Genomic DNA, 20,576 nt, shown 5'->3' on the forward strand with positions numbered 1-20,576 from the left:
CGCTTTCTTGGCCTCGTGGCGGAGACGAGGACACCTGCAAGCCAAATTCATTAGCCCTAGGCACATCAATATCAAAGAAACCGGGTTATTTGGGAATTCAAGGTTTTGATGCAGTATTGTCGTAAAAAACCCGGTTTCTGCTTCTATGGTAGTTCGCGTGTCATTTGCCGGTGTTGCTGTCGGTCTGAAGCACCGGTTCCCAATTCTGCCTTTTCCAGTTAAAATCTTTGCGGTGCACGAAAATCGATCGCGACGAATATTATGCTCACAAAAGCTGCACCGAAACTCCTGCGTTGGCAACGTTCTAAATATTCGCCGCTGGCACGACAAATAGACGTTTTTGCTGCGACGGCAAAGTTTATGTTTTTTTTGTGGTGGGATGGACTGCTGCAAAATAATTCTGCTCAAACTAGAAGAATTCGCGCCCATTGGTTGGTGAATACTTTGCTGGATTTAGGCCCGACTTTTATTAAAATCGGGCAGTCTCTCTCGACTCGCGCGGATTTGCTGCCGCTGGAGTACGTCAAGGAGTTGGAACAGTTGCAGGATCGGGTTCCTGAGTTTAGTTCCGAAGAGGCGATCGCCCTTGTAGAATCAGAGTTAGGCAAGGATATTTATGCTTTGTACCGCGATTTTGACCCGTTGCCGATCGCTGCTGCGAGTCTGGGACAGGTACACAAAGCGAGGCTGCACACCGGGGAAGATGTGATTGTCAAGGTGCAGCGCCCGGGTTTAGAAAGTTTATTTAATTTGGATGTGAAGGCGGTGCGGCAAGTGATGCGTTTTTGCGATCGCCATTTGCCTTGGACGCGCAAGTACGACCTAGAATCTATTTATCACGAGTTTTTTAAGATTTTATATCAAGAAATCGACTATGTGCAAGAAGGGAAAAATTCCGATCGCTTTAGCCATAATTTTCAGGAATTCCCTCAAATTATTGTCCCGAAAGTTTACTGGCAATACACGACACAAAAAGTGCTGACTTTAGAATATGTTCCCGGTATTAAAGTAGATGATAGGATTAGCTTAGAGGCGATTGGAGTAGATATTACGAAGCTCAATCAACTCGGAATTTCCTGTTACTTGAAGCAGTTGTTAATTGATGGTTTTTTTCAAGCTGACCCGCATCCGGGAAATTTAGCGGTGACAGAAGATGGCAGCTTAATTTTTTATGATTTCGGGATGATGGCAGAGGTGAAGTCTTTGGCTAAAGACGAAATGGTCAAGACTTTTTTTGCTGTGCTGAGAAAGGATACCGATCAGGTACTCGATACTTTAATTACGATCGGCTTAGTTGAGCCGATGCCGGATATGATGCCGGTGCGGAGACTGATTGCTTTTCTGTTGGATAAGTTTATTGATAAGCCGATCGACTTTCAAGCTTTTAATGAAATCAAGAACGAACTGTACATCATGTTCGAGCAACAACCGTTTCGCTTGCCTGCACAAATGATGTTTATTGTCAAGTCGCTGACGACTCTGGACGGCATTGCGAGAACTCTCGATCCTAACTACAATTTCCTAGTATGCGCTCAGCCTTTTGTGAAGACCATTGCGGTAAGTAAAGGACGGAAAAATGCGATCGGAGAATTGGCTCTTCAAGCGCGAAATTTCATCACCTACAAGTTGCAGCAGCCGAGCAAATCGCAAGTTTTCCTGAAGCGTTTGGAGCAGCGGATTGAAGATGGCGAGCTGCAAATTCGCGTCCGTAACATGGAGAGCGATCGCGCCCTGAAACGGATTAATTTAGCCTTAAAAACTCTGATTTTTGCCTGTATGACTGGTTTTGGGGTACTGACGGGTGCAGTGCTGCTGGTGGGCGGATATCAAACGGGGGCGATCGTAGCTTTTGCTGTTGCCGGATGTGGTGGCTTGTTTGTGCTGCGTTCTTTGTTAGATTTGTTGCTGAGGGAAAAACTCGATCGAATAGCCGAAAAATAAATATACTTGGGCAGGGGAAATTGGGAATCAAAAATTGGCGTTTTTCCCCTTCAGCATCATCTAAAATGTGATGACATATCGCCAACAACGTGAAAGATAACTCCAGCAAATTGAACAACGTTTCTGAGAGTTATACTAATTAGGAAAAGTGGCCCTAGATCGAGTGATAATTGGTTAAAACTTGGTCAAAGCACCGTCTGTTTTAAAAATGCTTAAACCTGCCACTGTCGTGACATAAGCCGAATTAACATCCGCGATTATCCGCAATCCCCTGATGGTTGCACCGGATACAAAGGTGGTGAAGGGCGATCGGACGATCGCCCTTTCACTCCTAAAAGCGATCACACTTCTCTCCTCACTTCTTCGCCACCTTGTCGAATTGCTTGCAAAAAGGCTGTTGAAGAGCGATCGCCCTTTCGTCAATTCCCAGCAAACACAAAACACGCGCGGCTAAGCTATCCCGTAGGGAATCGCCCTCATTGCGATCGCCCGATCGAACTATCAGTCATGATTGGGCAAGTCCTCAACGAATCCGATATATTGAGATACAACCCGAACGATTCTGGACTCACCCTATGATGCTAAAGACACTTTGGGCGATCGTTCGCCAAGGCAAAATTAAATTGTTGGAACCAATAGAAATTCCTGAAGGTGCAAGGATTCTCGTTACTTTCCTACCTGATGATGAGTCTGAATTCTGGCTTCAGACAAGCCGAGTATCGCTAGATGCAATTTGGGATAATACTGAGGATGATGTTTATGCCCAGCTACTCCAAAAATGACATTATTTAAATTTGACTGTGTTAAGATTCATATATGGATACTTTGTATCGCCTCCAAGACATTCAGTTTGAATGGAACAACAACAAAGCAGAAAGCAACCTAGAAAAACATGGTGTTACCTTTGAAGAAGCGACCGAAGTTTTCTTAGACCCCTTCTACAAGGAAGGTGATGCTAGTTCAGAGACTGAGAAATGTGATTTTATTATAGGGTACTCTATTACTCAACGCCTCTTGCTAGTGGTTTATGTAGAACGCAGCCTGCGAATCCGCATAATTTCTGCACGTCCAGTTACCCGTACAGAAAGAAAATTATATGAACAACACTGAAGAAGAACTTACATTAAAAGTCCGAGCGCGCCCAACAACAACTGTATCAATCGAAATCCCAACAGATACCTTAGAATCCCTAAACAAAATAGCACTGCATCGAGATATGCCTTTGTCAGCTTTGCTCAAGTTTTACATTGGGCAAGGTTTGCGGCAAGATTTAACAAAATTGTTTAGCGATCGCCTCCTAGAAGCAACAGCCCAAGTTTTGGCACGACATCTAGATTCAGAAGAAGAAGTTTCAACCATTATTCGAGAAATTCAATCTGAGACAGCACGATAGCCCTGTTTCCTCAACTTCCCCAAGTGCGATCGCCCTCACACACTCCTCGAAACCGGGTTTTTCGCGAATCTGGGGCTTGGTGCCAAGTATTTTCCTAAAAAAACCGGTTTCTCGCTAGCCCTGCGCCCAGAATCTAAAATCCAGAATCAAAAATCCAAAATCTCAAATCGATCGCCCTCCCAAACCCAAATCTTATCAATGTCTAAATTTAATTAAAATTTGTTAAGATTAACTCGACCTCAGCGCCGGCATCCCATCCGCCGCTAAACCTCCCCTTCCCCAGTCTCGATAACAATGCTGCGACTCGAACACATCAGTAAAATTTATCCCACAGGCGTCGTACTCAAAGATGTCACCTGGGAAGTCAAACCGGGCGATCGCATCGGCTTAGTAGGCGTCAACGGTGCCGGTAAATCCACCCAACTCAAAATCATCGCCGGCGAAATCGAACCCACCTCCGGCGAAGTCATTCGCCCCGCCAGCTTACACATCGCCTACCTCTCCCAAGAATTTGAAATCGACCCCACCCGCACCGTCAAAGAGGAATTTTGGCGCGCCTTCAGCGAAGCCAACGAAGTCCACGAATCTTTGATGGAGGTGCACCGAGAGCTCGAAGCCGCCACCCCAGAAAATCTCGACGACATGATCCACAAAATGGATCGGCTACAACGGCAATTTGAAGGCTTAAACGGCTACGGTTTAGAAGCCCAAATCGAGAAAATTTTACCAGAAATCGGATTTGAGCAAGAAGATAGCGATCGATTAGTCAGCGCCTTCAGCGGCGGCTGGCAAATGCGGATGAGTTTGGGCAAAATTCTTCTCCAAAAACCCGACATCCTGCTGTTAGACGAACCTACCAACCACCTCGACTTAGAAACGATCGAATGGCTCGAAGTTTACCTCAAAGGGCTGACAACCCCGATGGTAATCGTATCCCATGACCGCGAATTTCTCGATCGACTCTGCACCCAAATCGTCGAAACCGAACGCGGCGTTTCCAGCACCTACCTCGGCAACTATTCCTCATACTTACTGCAAAAAGCAGAAGCCAGAGAAGCCCAACTCAACGCCTACGAAAACCAGCAAAAAGAACTCGACAAACAGCAAGCATTCGTTGAAAAATTCCGCGCCAGCGCCACACGCAGCACCCAAGCCAAAAGTCGCGAGAAACAGTTAGACAAAATCGAGCGCATCGAAGCCCCCACCGGCGGCTTAAAAACCTTGCATTTCCGGTTTCCCCCCGCACCCCGCAGTGGCCGCGAAGTAGCAATAATTGAAAACTTAGTGCATACCTACGGTGAGAAAATCCTGTTTTTGGGAGCAGACTTATTAATTGAAAGAGGCGATCGAATAGCCTTTCTCGGCCCCAACGGTGCAGGCAAATCAACTCTGCTGCGCCTGATTATGGGTTTAGAAACGCCCACCGAAGGTTCCGTTAAAATGGGAGGCCACAACGTCATTCCCGGTTACTTTGAACAGAATCAAGCCGAAGCCTTAGATTTGAATAAAAGCGTGATGCAAACCATTCACGACGAAGTACCCGACTGGAAAAATGAAGAAGTTCGGACTTTGTTGGGGCGGTTCTTGTTTAACGGCGAAACAGTATTCAAACACGTTGGCGCTTTAAGCGGCGGAGAAAAAGCCCGTCTAGCTTTAGCAAAAATGCTCCTGGAACCGGTGAACTTGCTAATTTTGGACGAACCGACAAATCACCTCGACATTCCCGCGAAAGAGATGATGGAAGAGGCGATTAAAAATTACGACGGCACAGTAATTATCGTTTCGCACGATCGCTATTTTATTTCCCAAGTGGCTAACAAAATAGTAGAAGTTCGCGACGGGGACTTTCGAACTTATCTCGGAGACTACCACTACTATCTGGATAAAATAACGGAAGAGAAAGAATTAGCAAAGTTCGCCAAACTTGAAGCTGAGAAGGCGGCTAAGAAATCCGAGAAGGAGGCGAAGAAGAAAGCGGCGGCTAAACAGAAGTAAATAACTTGACTGGTAGGGACACGGCAGTGCCGTGTCCCTACGAATATGTAGCTGTCGGGACACGCCAATGTCGTGTCCTTACTAATATGTAGCTGTCGGGTGCGGATACATCGAAATTCATTAAAGTCCGATCGACAATCTCACAGCGACGCACCTTAATTCAGAAAAACTATATTAGTTAAACTACCACTTGTAGGAGTGCATCGCTATCAGATATTCGATTTGGTTGAAAGATTATGGAGGGCGACGCACCCTACAGCATCTAAATAAATGCACGCTTTTTAGCGAACGCCTCGGCCGCCTGATTTTTGTTTAAAGAAAGGCTTTTCGGAACTAAGACACTGCTGCAAATTATCATCTAAATTTCTAGAAAAACCATAATCTGCCACATACTTCATCAACTGATTTATCGGGCCGAATAAGACAGTATCTGTATCTTGTTGCAACAGAAATGTACCGTCAAATCCGTTGATTTTGTAGAAGTTTTCGCGTTTAGTATCCGTCGTAACGGAAGCCACAGTAACTCCGTTAGAAGAAAAGCCTTTGAAGCAGATTCTATTTTGTTTTTCAGCAATTTGAATGTATCGAGAACCGCCGCCGTGATAGACACCCACCTGTAAGGGTAAAGCAGCTAAAGCATTCTCAGCCCTGATGATGCTCAAAAACAAAACTATAAATCCCAATTTGGTGCAACAGTTCCAAAACTTCATTTGTGATTCGCTCTAATCCAATTAATATTGAAATCTTAACCCAAAATTCTATTAATCATTTGATTAGCCTGCGACTCGTAACTCCCGCCGAACAAATTAAAGTGATTCAAAATATGATATAAATTGTAAAGTATTTTGCGTCTTTCATAGCCTGAATCCAGCAACCAAACCTCATTATAACCCCGATAAAACGCTGCGGAAAAACCCCCGAATAGTTCAGTCATGGCAATATCGACTTCTCTGTCGCCCCAATAAGCAGCCGGGTCAAAAATTACCGGTTCCCCCGCCGCAGTTACCGACGCATTTCCTCCCCACAAATCCCCGTGAACCAGCGAAGGTTGAGGCTTGTAACCATCCAACAACTTCGGAATAGCTGCTAGCAAGCTTTCCCCCCGACTGAAATTTCCGCCCCGACGATTAGCCAACTTTAACTGATAGCCAATCCGATGTTCGGCCCAAAATTTCGCCCAGTCAGCAGTCCATTGATTAATTTGAGGAGTTGAGCCGATCGTATTATTAACACTCCAACCAAAACGTCCCCTCCACAAGCTATCATTAGGCTCTTCCCTCCCCATTGCCAAAGGTGGATTCGGGGGGATGTATTTGTGCATTTGAGCCAGTTTCCGCCCCATTTCTGACCAAGCTATCTCGCCCCCGCCACTTCGCAAATCCAGCCATTCCAACACAATATAAGCAGAATTGCCTTCTGTTCCCCAGCAAATCGGTTCAGGAACGCGAATCGTCTGAGTTTCTCCCATTTGCTGCAAACCCAAAGTCTCAGCTTCAAACATCGCGACTTGGGAAGCTTGATTTATTTTCGCGAAATAAGTGCGCTTACTACTGCTGATAGCATAGCCTTGGTTGATGCAGCCGCCGCTGACTGAACGGCGGTTGTCGATGGAAAATGTTTCTCCGGTTGCTTCAGAGATGTGCGCGGCAATTTTGTCCCACATAGCATCAAATTGTCTTGAGGGCGATCGCCATTAGTTTATCTGACTGCGGACACTTTACTGTTGATATTTTTGGTTAATTTGTCGATCGAACTTTGCCTCCGGGCCACCATAACTCACGCCACCGTCAAGAAGACTCGGCGGTTGAAACCGCGTCTACACAAGCAAAACCCGGATGGTGCGCGGGTTAAAGATAGCGCGGTAAAATTATGTTATTCTCTTTAGTCCCTCTGAGCTCGGACATTGTTTGTATAGGCGCGGTTTCAACCGCCGTCTTATTTTTGACTAATTCATGATATGATAGGCTGCCAAAGGTTGCATTTGGTATAACCTATGAAAATCCTGCACGGCACTTGGATTCCTCAAACAGAAGAAAGTTTTGTTCAAGGTGGAACGTTTTGTCTTTGGGTTGAAACTACTGAAAAGAAAAAGCAGCGTGCTAAGGCTCATCCCCGACAATTGGAGGCGGCACAGTTAACAGAGTTTCTAACGAAAGAAGCCGGGATTCAACTGTCACCAGTCAGCAATACAAGTGCTATGGGGCTAGAATACGCGATCGCCCCTCGGTACTTTTTACTCCCCACTGCCGACAAGCAGCCGTTACCATCTTTAGAGTTAGCGCGATATTTAGAGACAGAGTTACCCGAAACATTTGAGTTGGAATATTGGGAAGTCGATTGTGTGTCCATCGCTACCCACACTTTGACTAAAGTATTGAATGATTTGCATTTTTTTGCCCTCTACGATTTGGCAGAAGTTCAGTTCGGCTCAGACTTGCTGTTTTGGTATCACTACACCCAATTTTTTAAGCAAATTGTTCTGAAAGATCATTATATTCCGGCGCTGCGCTATCGAGAAACTGCTCCGATCGCACCCATCGAAACATCAGAACCCGCTGCAAAAGCCCCGCGCGGGCGCAAGAAAGCCGATGAAACAAAAACAACTGCAAAAACTGCAAAAACTACTAAAACAACTGCCAAGACTGCACCAAGCTTTGAGATTTATCCGGGATGGGAAATTGTTTCAGCGCAGTACGAAACTGATTTACAACGCTATGTTGAATGGATGCCTTTAGTTTGCGCGTCGGGTTTTAACAAGCTCAAACTAGCAGATATGACGCCAAAGTTCTACGATCGCGAAATGTTGCTGCGGCATTTTTCAGAATGTGCGATCGCAGAAATTGTTACTCAAACACCAATCACAGCAGCGTTTGAAAATAAGATTGCGGATTCTTTACTCCAAATCTGTCTCAACCAAACACGAAAAATCGCGGGAGTCAGCCTAGATCGATATCAGCAATGGCAAACCTGGCGCGATCGCATTACGCGCAATCAATCTGCTGACTCATTCTCCCTTTGCTTTCAATTGCAATCCCCCGAAAACCCCGAACAGCCTTGGATTTTAGAGTTTCAGGTGGCGGCAAAACAAGACCCATCTGTGCGGGTGCCGTTGCAGGATTATTGGCGATCGCGATCGACTGAACAAAAACAGTTACAGAAACAATTCGGCGACAACTTCGAGCAACATTTGCTGACAAATCTCGGTTACGCAGCGCGCATTTATCCCCAGCTTTGGAATGGGCTAGAAACCGACAAACCTGCTAACATTTCCCTCAGCTTAGATGATGCCTTTACCTTCCTCAGCGAGTCCGCTTGGGTACTAGAAGATGCCGGATATAAGGTGATTGTGCCGGCTTGGTGGACGCCGAAGGGACGACAGCGGGCGAAGATTCGGCTACAAGTCAAGGGCAGCAGTCAGAAAAGCGCTGCAATCAAGGGTAAGGGATTGTTTTCAGCGGACTCGTTGGTGGAATATCAGTATGAATTGGCGATCGGAGGCGAACGAGTTAGCGAACAAGAATGGGAGGCGTTAGTTAATAGTAAAACGCCGCTGGTACAGTTCCGAGGACAATGGATGGAACTGGACAAAGATAAAATGCAGGAAATGCTGGAGTTTTGGAAAAAACATCGCGAAGAGAATCCCGATGTCAGCCTGATTGACTTTATGAAGTTGACGGCCCAAGGAGAAGCCAGTGAAGAGTTGGAGGTGGAGCGCGATCAAGCTTTATCGGATATGTTGGAGAAGCTGCACGATAAGAGTCGGCTCGAATTAATTACAGATCCAGTAAGATTTCAGGGTAAGTTAAGGGATTATCAAAAGCGCGGTGTTTCTTGGCTGAGTTATTTGGAAAGTCTGGGATTAAATGGCTGTCTTGCCGACGATATGGGTTTGGGTAAATCGGCGCAGGTAATTGCTCGATTATTGCAAGAAAGGGAAGTTTTATCTACTACTAAAAAGAGCAAAAATGCGGTTTTACCCACGCTGTTAATTGCGCCAACTTCCGTAGTTGGCAACTGGCAAAAGGAAATGGAAAAGTTTGCTCCAGAATTGCGATCGCTGATTCACCACGGCCCTGGGCGCTTGCAAGATACCAAAGCATTTAAAGCCGCCGTCCAAGATTGCGATATGTTGATTACTTCGTTTACTTTGGCGCGCAAAGATGAGAAGCTGTTGAGCAGTGTTGAGTGGCATCGCTTGGTAATTGATGAAGCGCAAAATATTAAAAATCCGAAAGCGGCGCAAACAAAGGCGATTTTAAAGTTACCCGCCACCCATCGGTTAGCATTGACTGGAACACCAGTAGAAAATCGCTTGTTGGATTTATGGTCAATTTTTAATTTCCTCAATCCTGGATATTTGGGAAAAGAGACGCAGTTTCGGAAAATGTTTGAATTGCCGATTCAAAAACATGGGAGTCGCACACAATCAGCAGCGCTGAAAAAATTAGTAGAACCTTTTATCCTGCGCCGCCTGAAAACCGATAAGTCAATTATTCAGGATCTCCCCGACAAAGTTGAGCAAAAACTATACTGCAATCTTACCCGCGAGCAAGCTTCGCTTTATGAAGCCATTGTGAAAGAGGTAGAGCAAGAAATTGACGCGGCTGACGGGATGAAGCGCAAGGGGATGATTTTGGCGACGCTGCTGAAGCTGAAGCAAATTTGCAACCATCCGCGCCAGTTTTTGCAGGATGAAAGTGAGTTTACACCGGAGCGATCGCACAAATTGGAACGGCTGATCGAAATGATTGAAGAAGTGAAAGCTGAAGGCGAAAGTTTATTGGTATTTACGCAGTTTACTGAATTGGGAAGTGCGTTGGAAAAATACATCAAACAGACTTTACATTATAACACTTATTACATCCACGGGGGAACGAGTCGCGAAAAACGGGAACGGATGATTTCAGAGTTTCAAGATCCAGAATCAGAGCCTTCGGTATTTATTTTGTCACTGAAGGCGGGCGGTGTGGGAATTACGCTGACAAAAGCTAATCATGTGTTCCATTTCGATCGCTGGTGGAATCCGGCGGTGGAAGATCAGGCGACGGATCGGGCGTTTCGGATCGGGCAGCAAAAAAACGTGTTTGTCCATAAGTTTGTGGCAATTGGCACTTTGGAGGAAAAGATTGACCAAATGATTGAGGATAAAAAGAAATTGGCAGGCTCAATTATTGGTGCTGATGAGTCGTGGTTGACTGAGTTGGATAATGAGGCATTTAAGAAGTTAATTAGGCTGAATAAAAATGCAGTTTTAGATTAGGAGAAATTAAAGATGTCACAATTTACTCGGACTTGGTGGGGTAATGAATTTATCAGCGCGCTGGAAAAGTTTACCGATTCTGGACGACTCGGGCGGGGACGTTCCTATGCAAAGAATGGTAAGGTAAAAAGCTTTGGCATGAATGATGGCTTAGTTATGGCACAGGTGAGAGGCTCGGTTAATCCTTATTTTGGGGTTTATAAGGAGCCGCTTTACACAACTCAAATTGAGTTTGAGCCGATTAGTCAGGCCAAGTGGAAAGTGGCGATCGCCCAAATGGCATCGAAGGCCAGTTTCATTTCCCGGCTTTTGCTCAACGAAATGCCCGACAATATTGAAAAGGCTTTTTCACCCTTCGGATTGCACCTTTTACCCAGCAGCCGTGAGGATTTTAAAACGACTTGCTCTTGTCCAGACTATAGTAATCCCTGCAAACATATTGCGGGAGTTTATTATTTGGTGGCGGCCGAATTGGACAAAGATCCGTTTTTACTGTTTGAATTACGGGGACTTTCTAAGGAAGTGCTGCACCGCGAATTGGCAAAAACGCCTTTGGGAATGGCGCTTTCTGCTGAGTTGACGGCGGATGCAGCGGCCCCTGTGGCGGTGAATTCCTACTACACGCGGGCGATCGCCAATGAAGCGCAAACAATCAGCCTGAGAGAGTTTTGGCACGGTGCGAAGCGGCTGCCGCAGACGATTGAGGTGGGGGTGCAAAGTGGCGTAAGTGCGATCGTGGTCAAGAAACAGGGAGATTTTCCGCCGTTTTGGCAAAAGGATGGTTCGTTTATTGAGGCGATGGAAGAGCTATATATGCGGGTGAAAAAGAATAAGTAGTAGGCGTGAGGCGTTATTTTACTGTTGCTCTCTGATTGCTGATTCACGGTATGAATGAACTTCTAAGCAAAGACGCAAAGGCGCAAATAGTCTGTCTTAGGCAAAGACTAATACCAATTTGACAAAAGATTGCTACACAATAAATTTTGTGTTTCTTTATGAACCTATTGCGATCAGGTGCGTCGCTGTTAAATTGTCGATATGTAGCTAGAGATTGTTGGTGGCGACACACCCTACGACTACTGTTCCAATTTTACTTTCTTGGTATTCATTATCGTTAGATAACCGAACATGAACTCATTAGATTGACTTGAACCAAGGGAAACCGAAGCTACTGTTGCAGAGATTCTTTGAATTAGGATAAATTTCGCTTTGCTCTATGGCTTTGAGTTCGGGATGCAGCTTGACTGAGTATCCCAAAATCCCCGTACTTGGAGAGCTGCGAGTGGTAGCAGCAACATCAGTCGAAACTGTCCGGATCACAATTACCATCTACGAATTATGATAGTATCAAGTTCTATTATATAGTCACAAAATTCAGTTCATCCCATCCTCGTTTAGTGGTAATTTTTACCTATATGTTACTAAAAAACAAGGGTGAAATTTAATAACTGGTAAAAATCATGAAACCTTCCCTTCCTCAAGACGATCTGAACAAACAACAGCGCACCGATTACTTAACTCGCCAGCAACAAGCTTATCAGTTTGACTATAACAGTTTATCACCTTTGGCATTATTAAAAAGCGTGCCAGCGATCGAGAATTTTTCGAGCGACTATATTGGAGAACGAATACTAGCAACCGCTGAACTTCCTGTAAATATGTTGGCAGTCCAGGCGAGATCTTTTCTAGATCCTCTCGACGAACTCCAAGACTATAAAGACTTCTTTCCCGTGCTGCGGCTGCCTCAAGTTGCAAAGACTTACCAAACCGATCGCTCTTTTGCCGAACAGCGCTTGTCTGGGGCAAATCCGCTGGTGCTCCGCCTCTTAGATCCCAGCGATCCCCGCGCAGAAATCGTCACAAAACTGGCAACCGCGCAGCCATTATTGGAGCTCCCCACACTGTTACGGGAAAAAAGTATTTACATTGCCGATTACACAGGTACTGACCCAAACTATCGCACGCCTGCTCGAATTCAAGGAGGAACCTATGAAAAGGGCAGGAAATACTTGCCGAAACCCCGTGCTTTCTTCGCTTGGCGGTGGACGGGAGTGCGCGATCGCGGTGAAATGGCACCCATTGCCATTCAACTAGACCCCAAACCGGGCAGCCATATCTACACGCCATCCGATCCGCCCCTGGATTGGTTGTTTGCCAAAGTCTGCGTGCAGATAGCAGATGCCAATCACCACGAAATGAGCTCGCATTTAGGTCGAACCCATCTTGTCATGGAACCGATCGCGATCGTCACAGCCCGACAGTTAGCTGAAAATCATCCCCTCAGCTTACTGCTCAAACCCCACTTCCGCTTCATGTTGACCAACAACAATCTCGCACGCACTCAGTTGATCAGTTCTGGAGGCCCAGTTGATGAGTTGCTGGCAGGAACCTTGGCAGAAACGATCGAAATCAGCAGAGAAGCTTGCACTACCTGGAGTCTCGATCAATTTGCGTTCCCAACCGAACTTAAAAATCGGGAAATGGACAACACAACTCAACTACCTCACTACCCTTACCGAGATGATGGATTGCTGCTTTGGAACGCAATTAAAACCTTTGTATCCGGCTATCTCAACTACTTTTACCCGACGAAGGAGACAATTGCAGAGGATAGCGAACTGCAACGCTGGGCGCAAGAATTATCCTCAGATACAGGGGGTAAAGTCAAAGGAATGCCACAGCGCATTGACGATGTTCAACAATTGATTGAAATTGTCACAACAGTGATTTTTACCTGCGGGCCGCAGCATTCGGCTGTGAATTACACCCAGCATCAATACATGAGTTTTGCCGCCAATATGCCTTTGGCTGCCTACCGGGATATTCCGGCAATTCTCAAGCCAGATATTCCAGAAGTAATGACGGAACAGAAGCTTCTACAGTTGCTTCCGCCCTACAAACGAGCGGCAGACCAACTGCAAATTCTGTTTACTTTGTCAGCTTATAAATATGACCGTTTGGGTTATTACGATAGATCTTTCCGAGAACTCTACCGTGCCACCTTCGACGAAGTTTTTGAGGGAACTCCCATTCAACAGTTAGTCAGACAGTTCCAGCAAGATTTGAATATCGCAGAACAGAAGATTGATGCCAACAATAAAAAGCGATTAGTGCCATATATTGCTCTCAAACCTTCTTTAGTGATCAATAGCATCAGTATGTAATACCAAATCCGGGTTAAAAACCGCTGATCCTACTCGGCGGTTAAAACCGCCTCTATACAAACGAAGAGTCGGCGGTTGAAACCGCTTCTTGTCAAACGAAGTCCGCCTTCACGGACTGAAGAATCAAGTACCAGCCGTGGGTGCGCGGGCGCACCTTACTTTTAAAACATGACTAAATCAGCCTTTGTATTCTTCCAGAATACTGCAATTCACGGACATTTCTCCTAATGAATCAGTGAAGGTTACTTCATCTTTGTAATGCCGGGGTGTTTCCCTAAGCAACCGCCAAGCTTCTCCAGCATCAATTAAATTCATCCGATCGGGATAGTGAATTTGTAACAATTCTTGCACCATCGGGTAATAGTTTGAGTTGATGCTGGGGAAAATGTGATGTTCTGTGTGGTAGGAAAAATTCAAGTGCAGCAGGTCAAATATTTTAGGAACTCGCAGCGAAGCACTATTGATCAGCGGGTCATTAATGCTGGTCATCCGGCAACCCATGTGGTTGGTGTAGATGTAAAACATTGCTCCTGCATGACCAAGTGCGATCGGCAAAATGTACGCCAGAGTAACTTTAATCGGGTTAAAGTCTAGGTAAAACAAGATGCTGAGATGAATTCCTAGGATTCCCAGACATTCTAGGGCGATTGTCGATCGATCTTTCGGACTAACTGTAAACGCAGCCGGTACGTAATCCACAGATTTATCGTTGAATAACAACACCGAGGACACGTTGCGGAAGTTATGCACTGTCCACGATCCGGCCATTCCGACAATCAACCACAGCGGATTGACTTCTACCGACGGTACAAATAAATTTTGAATCCATTTTCCCCAAGTATCCGGTTGCTGGTACAGGTAATTGCGATCGGGGTCTGCTAAGGAATTTGTGGTATTGTGGTGTACGAGGTTGTGCAGGGATTTCCACTGAGTGGGTGGCATCAATAGCATACTTAGACCTAAAAAGGCGATCGGATAAGTCAGCCAAGACTTTTTCTGAACGCTACCGTGCATCAAGTCGTGGGAGCTAAATAGCAAAACTATGATACTATTGCCCATAATCGCGGCTAAAGGTAAGTAAAGCCATAAAAGATAGACAGGCCAGCGATCGAGATAGTCGGCAATCCCCCATCCCAACAATAAAATTCCCAGATTGATTAAGAGTATTGTTAACTTGCTAGGATCGGGTTCAAAAGCCTCTGGTGGCAGCAGCGGACGCAATTTTTTAATGTATGTCGATTGATTAATTAGCGTTTCGCGATCGACTGTCTCGTCTGAAGAAATGAGCATTTTTTCTGAATTCATTGTTTGCTAATTACACCCTAATTTCAGTCAGATTGTTTTTCCTTTTTTAATTATATCGACTTTGTGATAATTTAGGATTGGCAAATCATGATTTTGTGAAATTTATAACTGTTACCCAGACGTTTGACACATATAGCAGTTGACAGTTGACAGTTGCATAATGGGAATCAAATTATTGATGTTTGACGGGTATCGGCTCTATTCATTCCGGTTATTTATGTCCTCACCGATGTGGCAGTTGCTATATCATAAAAACGTAATTATTGGAAGTTTTTAATTCTCAGCCATCCGTATAGAAAATCAAATCAAGCCACAAAAATATATCCTATTGCTCTAGATTTGGAATCTCATGTCATCTCCGATCGATCGCCTACAATAATTTTTTTTCGTAGTACGGCTATTAGTCTTTGTTTACTAAAAGCCGACTGATAGGACTGAACTCCTCACTACAAAGTTTGTTTAAAAAAGATGCTCTCTCTTGAATTCCATTCAACAGCTAAGCCGGAGAACATAACTCCTTAAAATTGTCCGTTACCTTGAACAATTTCTTTAATTGTCGTCAGCGTATCTAGCCCGATCAATCCTCGACGATAGCCTTTTTGGTTGGACATTCCCAAAAATATCGCATCTCCCTGATTTTGATAGCGCCAAAACCGAGGCGAGGCATTAATAAAAGTAGAGGCGCTGTTCACATCCAGAGCAAATTGGCGGCTTTCTAGGTAAGATTCAGTGGCGATGCAGTCAGCGTGGCCACTGCTGTAGCGGTTGATCCAGCCGATCGCAATTTCCAGACTGTCAACAACTTTAAACGCGATGGTTTTGTTTAAATAAGGTTGAGTCCACTCGTAGGGCTCAGCCAGCTTCAACTCTGGGAAATCTGCGACGAGATCTGCGTCTCCGCTAATTTGAAAGCCTTTTTCTTTTAAACTGTTCCACAGCCTGACTAAAGAAGAAGGCTTTTGATTGCGATCGATCAGCACTTTCTCGATCGCATTTACCGGATCTGGCACACTTTGATGGCTGTCCAAAATCATCCACCTTGCCATCTCCAAACTACCAGTCGGCGACCAATAGAGGTAACAATTGCCCATTGCCGATCGCAACACGGGCGCTGTGCACAGCCTTACCACTTGCTGCACCAAACTCGGTCTACCGTAGGGAATAATTAAATTGAGATATTGGTCTTGAGTCACCAAATCCCGGATCGAAGCGCCCCGATCCGGCGGGAGTACCTGCAAACATCCTGACGGCAAACCGACCTCATCGATCGCCGAAATCAAAGCTTCTCCAATTACAGCATTAGTTTGCCAGCTTTCGCTGCCACCTTTGAGAATCAAGCTGTTAGCGCTTTTGAGACACAAACCAGCCGCGATCGCCCCCAACTCTGGAAACGCCTCGTAAATTAGCGCGATCGCCCCCAGCGGCAGCGATTGACAGTATACCTGACAGCGATCGACCTGATAAGAAGCATTGATCACTCTGCCGATCGGATCTGGCATTTCCCCCAACCGTTCCAGAATTTGAACAGTTGTCTTAATCCTTTCGGGTGTCAGCTTCAGCCACTCCACAATCAACTCAGGAATCGCCATATCGCGACTCGCTTCTAGATCCAGAGTATTTGCTTCTAAAATGTCATTTTGGCGACGTTTGAGTGCGATCGCCATCGCCTGCAAACCAGCAGCGCGATCCGTACTTTTTGTCGCCGCCAACTCCATAGAAGCTTGATAAGCGTGGCGGGCGACATTTGCCCCCTCTGATGAATGGCTAAAATCCTCTATGATCATTTAATTAACGCCTGTAAGCTAGCCATACCATCAACGCCGGCAGCATTGCTAGCAGCACAGCGACCATTGCCCACAGAATAACATTTGGGCCCGGCGAGTGTAGCGCCAGGGGCAACCAAATCACTATAGGCACCAAAATCATCCCCAGGGCCAGGGGCAAGTAGTGGGCTTTCAAACCCGGATTTGCTCTGTTCCAGTGCTCGCCAGTCCATCGCCAAGCCTGCTTGTAAGGATAGTTTGTTGATAGTTGCTCGATCACGTGTCCGCTTTCGTCCAACACAAATATTTGCTGACAACGGTTGCAGCCAAAGGCTTCTGTCAGTATTATCGGCACGAGACGACCCCTCCGCCGGCAAGGGCAGGGGTACTCATCGTTTAAGTCAATCTTTGGAGCTTTTTGGGATGGCACGGGCGATCGGATAAAAAAAGCGTTTTTGCAAAAATAATCGTTAACACATCTACTTAATCAGACTTTTCAATTCTGCCCAATTAAGACTTGTAACTGCCTGTTCCGAGCGATCGCCCGATCGACAATTTCTACTTGCAAGTTCTGGACTCAATTTTACCATCAACTTAGGTATTTTTAACCATTATCAAAGCAAAACCGAAAAGTTTCTTGCGATACTTTCCGGTTTTGTTTATTTTCTTGATTTTTCAAAGCGGGTGACGCGATTCGAACGCGCGACATTCACCTTGGCAAGGTGACGCTCTACCACTGAGCCACACCCGCATTTCCTGCGCACTTAAATATAATCTCTCACTTCTGGGGATTTGTCAAGTCTTTTTTGTAAGTTTTTTTTTCATAAACCCAGTCAAAGCGCCCCAATGCCTCTGCCAGCCTAAAATTCGAGCAGCCCGATTCTTAAAAAAATCAGTAATTGCATTGTTTTTGACCGTCATCCGCCGAAAGCAAAGCTACAATCAAGCTGCAATTGTGGGAGAACACTGCTCATGTCAGACTTAAATCGCGGAATCATGAAGTTCAAGGGAGCTGACAGCCCGATCGCGATCGCCATTTCGGCGATCGTCCTTGGCGGCGGCATCGGCTTCCTCATCTGGTGGGCGCTGCAATCAGCCTACACCTTCAGCTAAAAGACGAATAGAACGCAAAACCTAGAAAGCATTGCTCAGAAGGAGACCAGATTGTGAGCAAGACGTATATGACACGCCCGCCAGGGAGAGAACACTCTGTGGCGGCACTACTTGGCGCGGTTGCATCGCAAGACCTTGTGCTACTCCAAGTCTGCCCTTGATGTTGAAGCGATCGCTCCGCTTGCTGCTTCACTAATTGAAGGATGGGACAGTGCCTCGCTTAGCCAATTATAGTTTCAGCAACGACCTTTTTGGGGTATCGTTAACCAGGATTCAGAAGAAAAACAGCAACAAGAAGACCCGATCATAAAAGGTGAAGCGCAGATCATGCAACCTTTCAAACTCCCAGACTTTTATATGCCTTGGCCGGCGAGGCTCAACCCAAACCTGGAAGCAGCGCGATCGCATTCCAAGGCCTGGGCCTACGAGATGGGGATACTTGGCTCAGAAGAAGAAGCCCAAGGCGAGCCTATTTGGGATGAGCGCAAGTTTGACTCCCACGACTACGCCTTGCTTTGTTCCTATACCCATCCAGATGCCCCAGCAACAGAGCTTGACCTAGTAACCGACTGGTATGTCTGGGTGTTCTTCTTCGACGACCACTTCCTAGAAATCTACAAACGCAGCCAAGATATGGCAGGGGCAAAGGAGTATCTCGATCGACTCCCAGCATTCATGCCAGTGTACCCCACCGACACCCCTCCCGTTCCCACCAACCCCGTAGAGCGCGGCTTGGCAAACCTGTGGTCTCGCACCGCTTTTACTAAGTCTGTGGAATGGCGGAAGCGCTTCTTTGAGAGTACCAAGCACCTCTTGGAAGAGTCCATGTGGGAACTCGCCAATATCAACCAGAATCGGATTGCCAACCCGATCGAATATATCGAGATGCGGCGCAAAGTGGGCGGTGCCCCCTGGTCTGCGAATCTGGTGGAACACGCCGCCTTTGTAGAAGTTCCGGCGAAAATTGCCGCCACTCGACCGATGCGGGTGCTGAAAGACACCTTTGCCGATGGGGTGCATCTCCGCAACGACCTGTTCTCCTACCAGAGAGAAGTCGAAGAAGAAGGGGAGAATTCCAACTGCGTGTTGGTTTTGGAGCGCTTCTTGAATATCAGTACCCAAGAGGCAGCTAACCTGACCAACGAACTGTTAAGCTCGCGGTTATACCAGTTCGACAACACTGCTGTCACTGAGTTGCCCTCCCTGTTTGCGGAGTACGGTATAGACCCCGCAGAGCAGGTAAGCGTTCTGCTATATATCAAGGGACTTCAGGACTGGCAATCTGGGGGTCACGAGTGGCACATGAGATCCAGCCGCTACATGAACAAAACGGAAGCGGATAATTCTTCGACTCCTACGCTAACTCTGGGAGGGCCCACAGGGCTAGGCACATCGGCGACGCGGATCGAATCGTTATACGCCACCTTGGGTTTGGGGAGGTTCAAGAGCTTTACTCATACGCCATACAAGCCTGTCGGGCCAGTGAAACTGCCGAAGTTTTATATGCCCTTCTCTACCACGCTGAATCCCAATCTGGATACGGCGCGGAAGCATTCTAAGGAATGGGCGCGGCGGATGGGGATGCTGGCATCGCTACCGGGTATTCCCGATGCTTTCATCTGGAATGACCATAAATTTGATGTGGCTGACGTGGCTTTATGCGGGGCCTTGATCCATTCCAAAGGATCGGCCGACGAGCTAAATCTGACTGCCTGCTGGCTGGTCTGGGGAACCTATGCTGATGATTACTTCCCGGCTATCTACGGCAACCAACGGGATCTAATTGGGGCAAAAGTGTTCAACGCCAGACTAGGGGCGTTCATGCCTCTGGACGACTCCACACCTCCCGCCGTGCCGACTAATCCAGTAGAAATGGGCTTGGCAGATATTTGGTCTCGCACCGCTGGCCCGATGTCCTCTACCGCCCGGACTGAGTTCCGCCGCGCGATTCAGGATATGACAGATAGTTGGGTGTGGGAACTGGCTAACCAAGTGCAAAATCGGATTCCAGACCCGATCGATTATATTGAGATGCGTCGAAAGACCTTTGGCTCGGATTTGACCATGAGCCTGTCTCGACTATCCCAGGGCGGCGAGATTCCGCTGGAAATTTACTATAGCCGACCAATGCGATCGCTGGAAAATTCCGCCGCCGACTTTTCCTGTTTCACCAACGATATCTTCTCCTACCAGAAAGAAATCGAATTCGAGGGCGAAATCCATAACTGCGTGCTGGTTGTGCAGAATTTCCTCAACTGCGATATCCCCCAGGCTGTCGAGATTGTGAACAATCTGATGACGGCGCGGGCGCAACAGTTTCAACACATTGTTGCCACTGAATTGCCTGCCCTGTTCGATGATTTCAACCTGGATGAAAGTACCCGCAAGAAACTACTCGAATACGTTGAGAAATTAGAACAGTGGATGTGCGGCGTACTCAGGTGGCATATAACGGTAGACCGCTACAAGGAATTTGAATTGCGTAATAGTGCTTCCCCAATAGTGCGGCTGCTCAACGGGCCGACAGGACTGGGGACTTCGGCTGCAAGGCTTGTATCCTTGGTCGGCGCGAGCAGTTGCTCTAGCAATATTTCGTCAAACAATTCCGACCATTTTGTAGGAAAATAAGTTTTTCTGTTGTG

16 protein-coding genes, 1 tRNA gene and 1 pseudogene are annotated in these 20,576 nt (G+C 46.4%); 11 read left to right on the forward strand and 7 right to left on the reverse strand.

The annotated features are described in order from the left end of the window. Positions 1 to 261 precede the first annotated feature (261 nt). The gene (locus K4039_RS00945) at positions 262 to 1,941 is read left to right on the forward strand and encodes an AarF/ABC1/UbiB kinase family protein (RefSeq protein ID WP_265233234.1); all 1,680 of its coding nucleotides are present in this window, start codon (positions 262 to 264) and stop codon (positions 1,939 to 1,941) included. A 174-nt stretch (positions 1,942 to 2,115) separates the two neighbouring features. Here K4039_RS00945 and K4039_RS00950 read toward each other — a convergent pair whose 3' ends face one another. After that, positions 2,116 to 2,286, reverse strand: a complete 171-nt coding sequence (locus K4039_RS00950) for a hypothetical protein (protein ID WP_265233235.1) — start codon at positions 2,284 to 2,286, stop codon at positions 2,116 to 2,118. 230 nt (positions 2,287 to 2,516) lie between these two features. On the opposite strand from K4039_RS00950, the gene K4039_RS00955 reads away from it, so the two are divergent. The 4 genes from K4039_RS00955 (at position 2,517) to K4039_RS00970 (ending at position 5,329) form a co-directional block, all read left to right on the forward strand. Beyond that, entirely contained in the window at positions 2,517 to 2,723 is a 207-nt protein-coding gene (locus K4039_RS00955; RefSeq protein WP_265233236.1) for a hypothetical protein, read from the forward strand. Between the two features lie 34 nt (positions 2,724 to 2,757). Then, positions 2,758 to 3,051, forward strand: coding sequence for a BrnT family toxin (locus tag K4039_RS00960; RefSeq protein WP_265233237.1), 294 nt, complete (start codon positions 2,758 to 2,760; stop codon positions 3,049 to 3,051). After that, on the forward strand, positions 3,038 to 3,334 hold the full coding sequence (locus K4039_RS00965) for a hypothetical protein (protein WP_265233238.1): 297 nt from the start codon (positions 3,038 to 3,040) through the stop codon (positions 3,332 to 3,334). The genes K4039_RS00960 and K4039_RS00965 overlap by 14 nt, the downstream gene beginning before the upstream one ends. A gap of 294 nt (positions 3,335 to 3,628) precedes the next feature. Next, the gene (locus tag K4039_RS00970; protein WP_265233239.1) at positions 3,629 to 5,329 is read left to right on the forward strand and encodes an ABC-F family ATP-binding cassette domain-containing protein; all 1,701 of its coding nucleotides are present in this window, start codon (positions 3,629 to 3,631) and stop codon (positions 5,327 to 5,329) included. Between the two features lie 281 nt (positions 5,330 to 5,610). Here K4039_RS00970 and K4039_RS00975 read toward each other — a convergent pair whose 3' ends face one another. Beyond that, positions 5,611 to 6,039 (reverse strand): hypothetical protein, encoded by a 429-nt coding sequence (locus tag K4039_RS00975; RefSeq protein WP_265233240.1) that lies wholly within the window; start codon positions 6,037 to 6,039, stop codon positions 5,611 to 5,613. Between the two features lie 35 nt (positions 6,040 to 6,074). Continuing rightward, on the reverse strand, positions 6,075 to 6,992 hold the full coding sequence (locus K4039_RS00980) for a fructosamine kinase family protein (RefSeq protein ID WP_265233241.1): 918 nt from the start codon (positions 6,990 to 6,992) through the stop codon (positions 6,075 to 6,077). Positions 6,993 to 7,322: 330 nt separating this feature from the next. Here K4039_RS00980 and K4039_RS00985 point away from each other — a divergent pair, with 330 nt between their 5' ends. From K4039_RS00985 to K4039_RS00995, 3 genes are all read left to right on the forward strand, one after another. Then, positions 7,323 to 10,589 carry a DEAD/DEAH box helicase gene (locus K4039_RS00985; protein WP_265233242.1) on the forward strand — a complete coding sequence of 1,089 codons (3,267 nt, stop codon included), beginning with the start codon at positions 7,323 to 7,325 and terminating at the stop codon, positions 10,587 to 10,589. A 12-nt stretch (positions 10,590 to 10,601) separates the two neighbouring features. Further along, positions 10,602 to 11,426 (forward strand): SWIM zinc finger family protein, encoded by an 825-nt coding sequence (locus tag K4039_RS00990; RefSeq protein WP_265233243.1) that lies wholly within the window; start codon positions 10,602 to 10,604, stop codon positions 11,424 to 11,426. 623 nt (positions 11,427 to 12,049) lie between these two features. After that, complete coding sequence (locus K4039_RS00995) at positions 12,050 to 13,753, forward strand: lipoxygenase family protein (RefSeq protein ID WP_265233244.1); 1,704 nt, start codon at positions 12,050 to 12,052, stop codon at positions 13,751 to 13,753. 177 nt (positions 13,754 to 13,930) lie between these two features. On the opposite strand, the gene K4039_RS01000 is transcribed toward K4039_RS00995, so the two are convergent. From K4039_RS01000 to K4039_RS01015, 4 genes are all read right to left on the reverse strand, one after another. Next, complete coding sequence (locus tag K4039_RS01000; RefSeq protein WP_321161488.1) at positions 13,931 to 15,043, reverse strand: fatty acid desaturase; 1,113 nt, start codon at positions 15,041 to 15,043, stop codon at positions 13,931 to 13,933. Positions 15,044 to 15,576: 533 nt separating this feature from the next. Continuing rightward, complete coding sequence (locus K4039_RS01005) at positions 15,577 to 16,842, reverse strand: glutamate-5-semialdehyde dehydrogenase (protein WP_265233246.1); 1,266 nt, start codon at positions 16,840 to 16,842, stop codon at positions 15,577 to 15,579. Between the two features lie 4 nt (positions 16,843 to 16,846). Next, complete coding sequence (locus tag K4039_RS01010; RefSeq protein WP_265233247.1) at positions 16,847 to 17,251, reverse strand: hypothetical protein; 405 nt, start codon at positions 17,249 to 17,251, stop codon at positions 16,847 to 16,849. A gap of 249 nt (positions 17,252 to 17,500) precedes the next feature. Continuing rightward, positions 17,501 to 17,572: transfer RNA gene (locus tag K4039_RS01015), tRNA-Gly, on the reverse strand. 221 nt (positions 17,573 to 17,793) lie between these two features. On the opposite strand from K4039_RS01015, the gene K4039_RS01020 reads away from it, so the two are divergent. From K4039_RS01020 to K4039_RS01030, 3 genes and pseudogenes are all read left to right on the forward strand, one after another. Beyond that, positions 17,794 to 17,934, forward strand: a complete 141-nt coding sequence (locus tag K4039_RS01020; protein ID WP_265233248.1) for a hypothetical protein — start codon at positions 17,794 to 17,796, stop codon at positions 17,932 to 17,934. Positions 17,935 to 17,972: 38 nt separating this feature from the next. Further along, a pseudogene (locus K4039_RS01025) lies at positions 17,973 to 18,130 on the forward strand (IS1 family transposase); the annotation flags it as partial. Positions 18,131 to 18,261: 131 nt separating this feature from the next. After that, positions 18,262 to 20,562: a family 2 encapsulin nanocompartment cargo protein terpene cyclase gene (locus K4039_RS01030; RefSeq protein WP_265233249.1), complete on the forward strand. Its 2,301-nt coding sequence runs from the start codon at positions 18,262 to 18,264 to the stop codon at positions 20,560 to 20,562. Positions 20,563 to 20,576 lie beyond the last annotated feature (14 nt).

The organism is Lyngbya sp. CCAP 1446/10, from assembly GCF_026130175.1.
Classification (GTDB): domain Bacteria; phylum Cyanobacteriota; class Cyanobacteriia; order Cyanobacteriales; family Microcoleaceae; genus Microcoleus.

Coding starts and splice junctions, on each gene's coding strand:
- K4039_RS00965 (WP_265233238.1), top strand. CDS start 3,038: ATGAACAACACTGAAGAAGAACTTACATTAAAAGTCCGAGCGCGCCCA.
- K4039_RS00945 (WP_265233234.1), top strand. CDS start 262: ATGCTCACAAAAGCTGCACCGAAACTCCTGCGTTGGCAACGTTCTAAA.
- K4039_RS00970 (WP_265233239.1), top strand. CDS start 3,629: ATGCTGCGACTCGAACACATCAGTAAAATTTATCCCACAGGCGTCGTA.
- K4039_RS00995 (WP_265233244.1), top strand. CDS start 12,050: ATGAAACCTTCCCTTCCTCAAGACGATCTGAACAAACAACAGCGCACC.
- K4039_RS00990 (WP_265233243.1), top strand. CDS start 10,602: ATGTCACAATTTACTCGGACTTGGTGGGGTAATGAATTTATCAGCGCG.
- K4039_RS01000 (WP_321161488.1), bottom strand. CDS start 15,043: ATGCTCATTTCTTCAGACGAGACAGTCGATCGCGAAACGCTAATTAAT.
- K4039_RS00985 (WP_265233242.1), top strand. CDS start 7,323: ATGAAAATCCTGCACGGCACTTGGATTCCTCAAACAGAAGAAAGTTTT.
- K4039_RS01020 (WP_265233248.1), top strand. CDS start 17,794: ATGTCAGACTTAAATCGCGGAATCATGAAGTTCAAGGGAGCTGACAGC.
- K4039_RS00960 (WP_265233237.1), top strand. CDS start 2,758: ATGGATACTTTGTATCGCCTCCAAGACATTCAGTTTGAATGGAACAAC.
- K4039_RS00980 (WP_265233241.1), bottom strand. CDS start 6,992: ATGTGGGACAAAATTGCCGCGCACATCTCTGAAGCAACCGGAGAAACA.
- K4039_RS01005 (WP_265233246.1), bottom strand. CDS start 16,842: ATGATCATAGAGGATTTTAGCCATTCATCAGAGGGGGCAAATGTCGCC.
- K4039_RS00975 (WP_265233240.1), bottom strand. CDS start 6,039: ATGAAGTTTTGGAACTGTTGCACCAAATTGGGATTTATAGTTTTGTTT.
- K4039_RS00955 (WP_265233236.1), top strand. CDS start 2,517: ATGATGCTAAAGACACTTTGGGCGATCGTTCGCCAAGGCAAAATTAAA.
- K4039_RS01030 (WP_265233249.1), top strand. CDS start 18,262: ATGCAACCTTTCAAACTCCCAGACTTTTATATGCCTTGGCCGGCGAGG.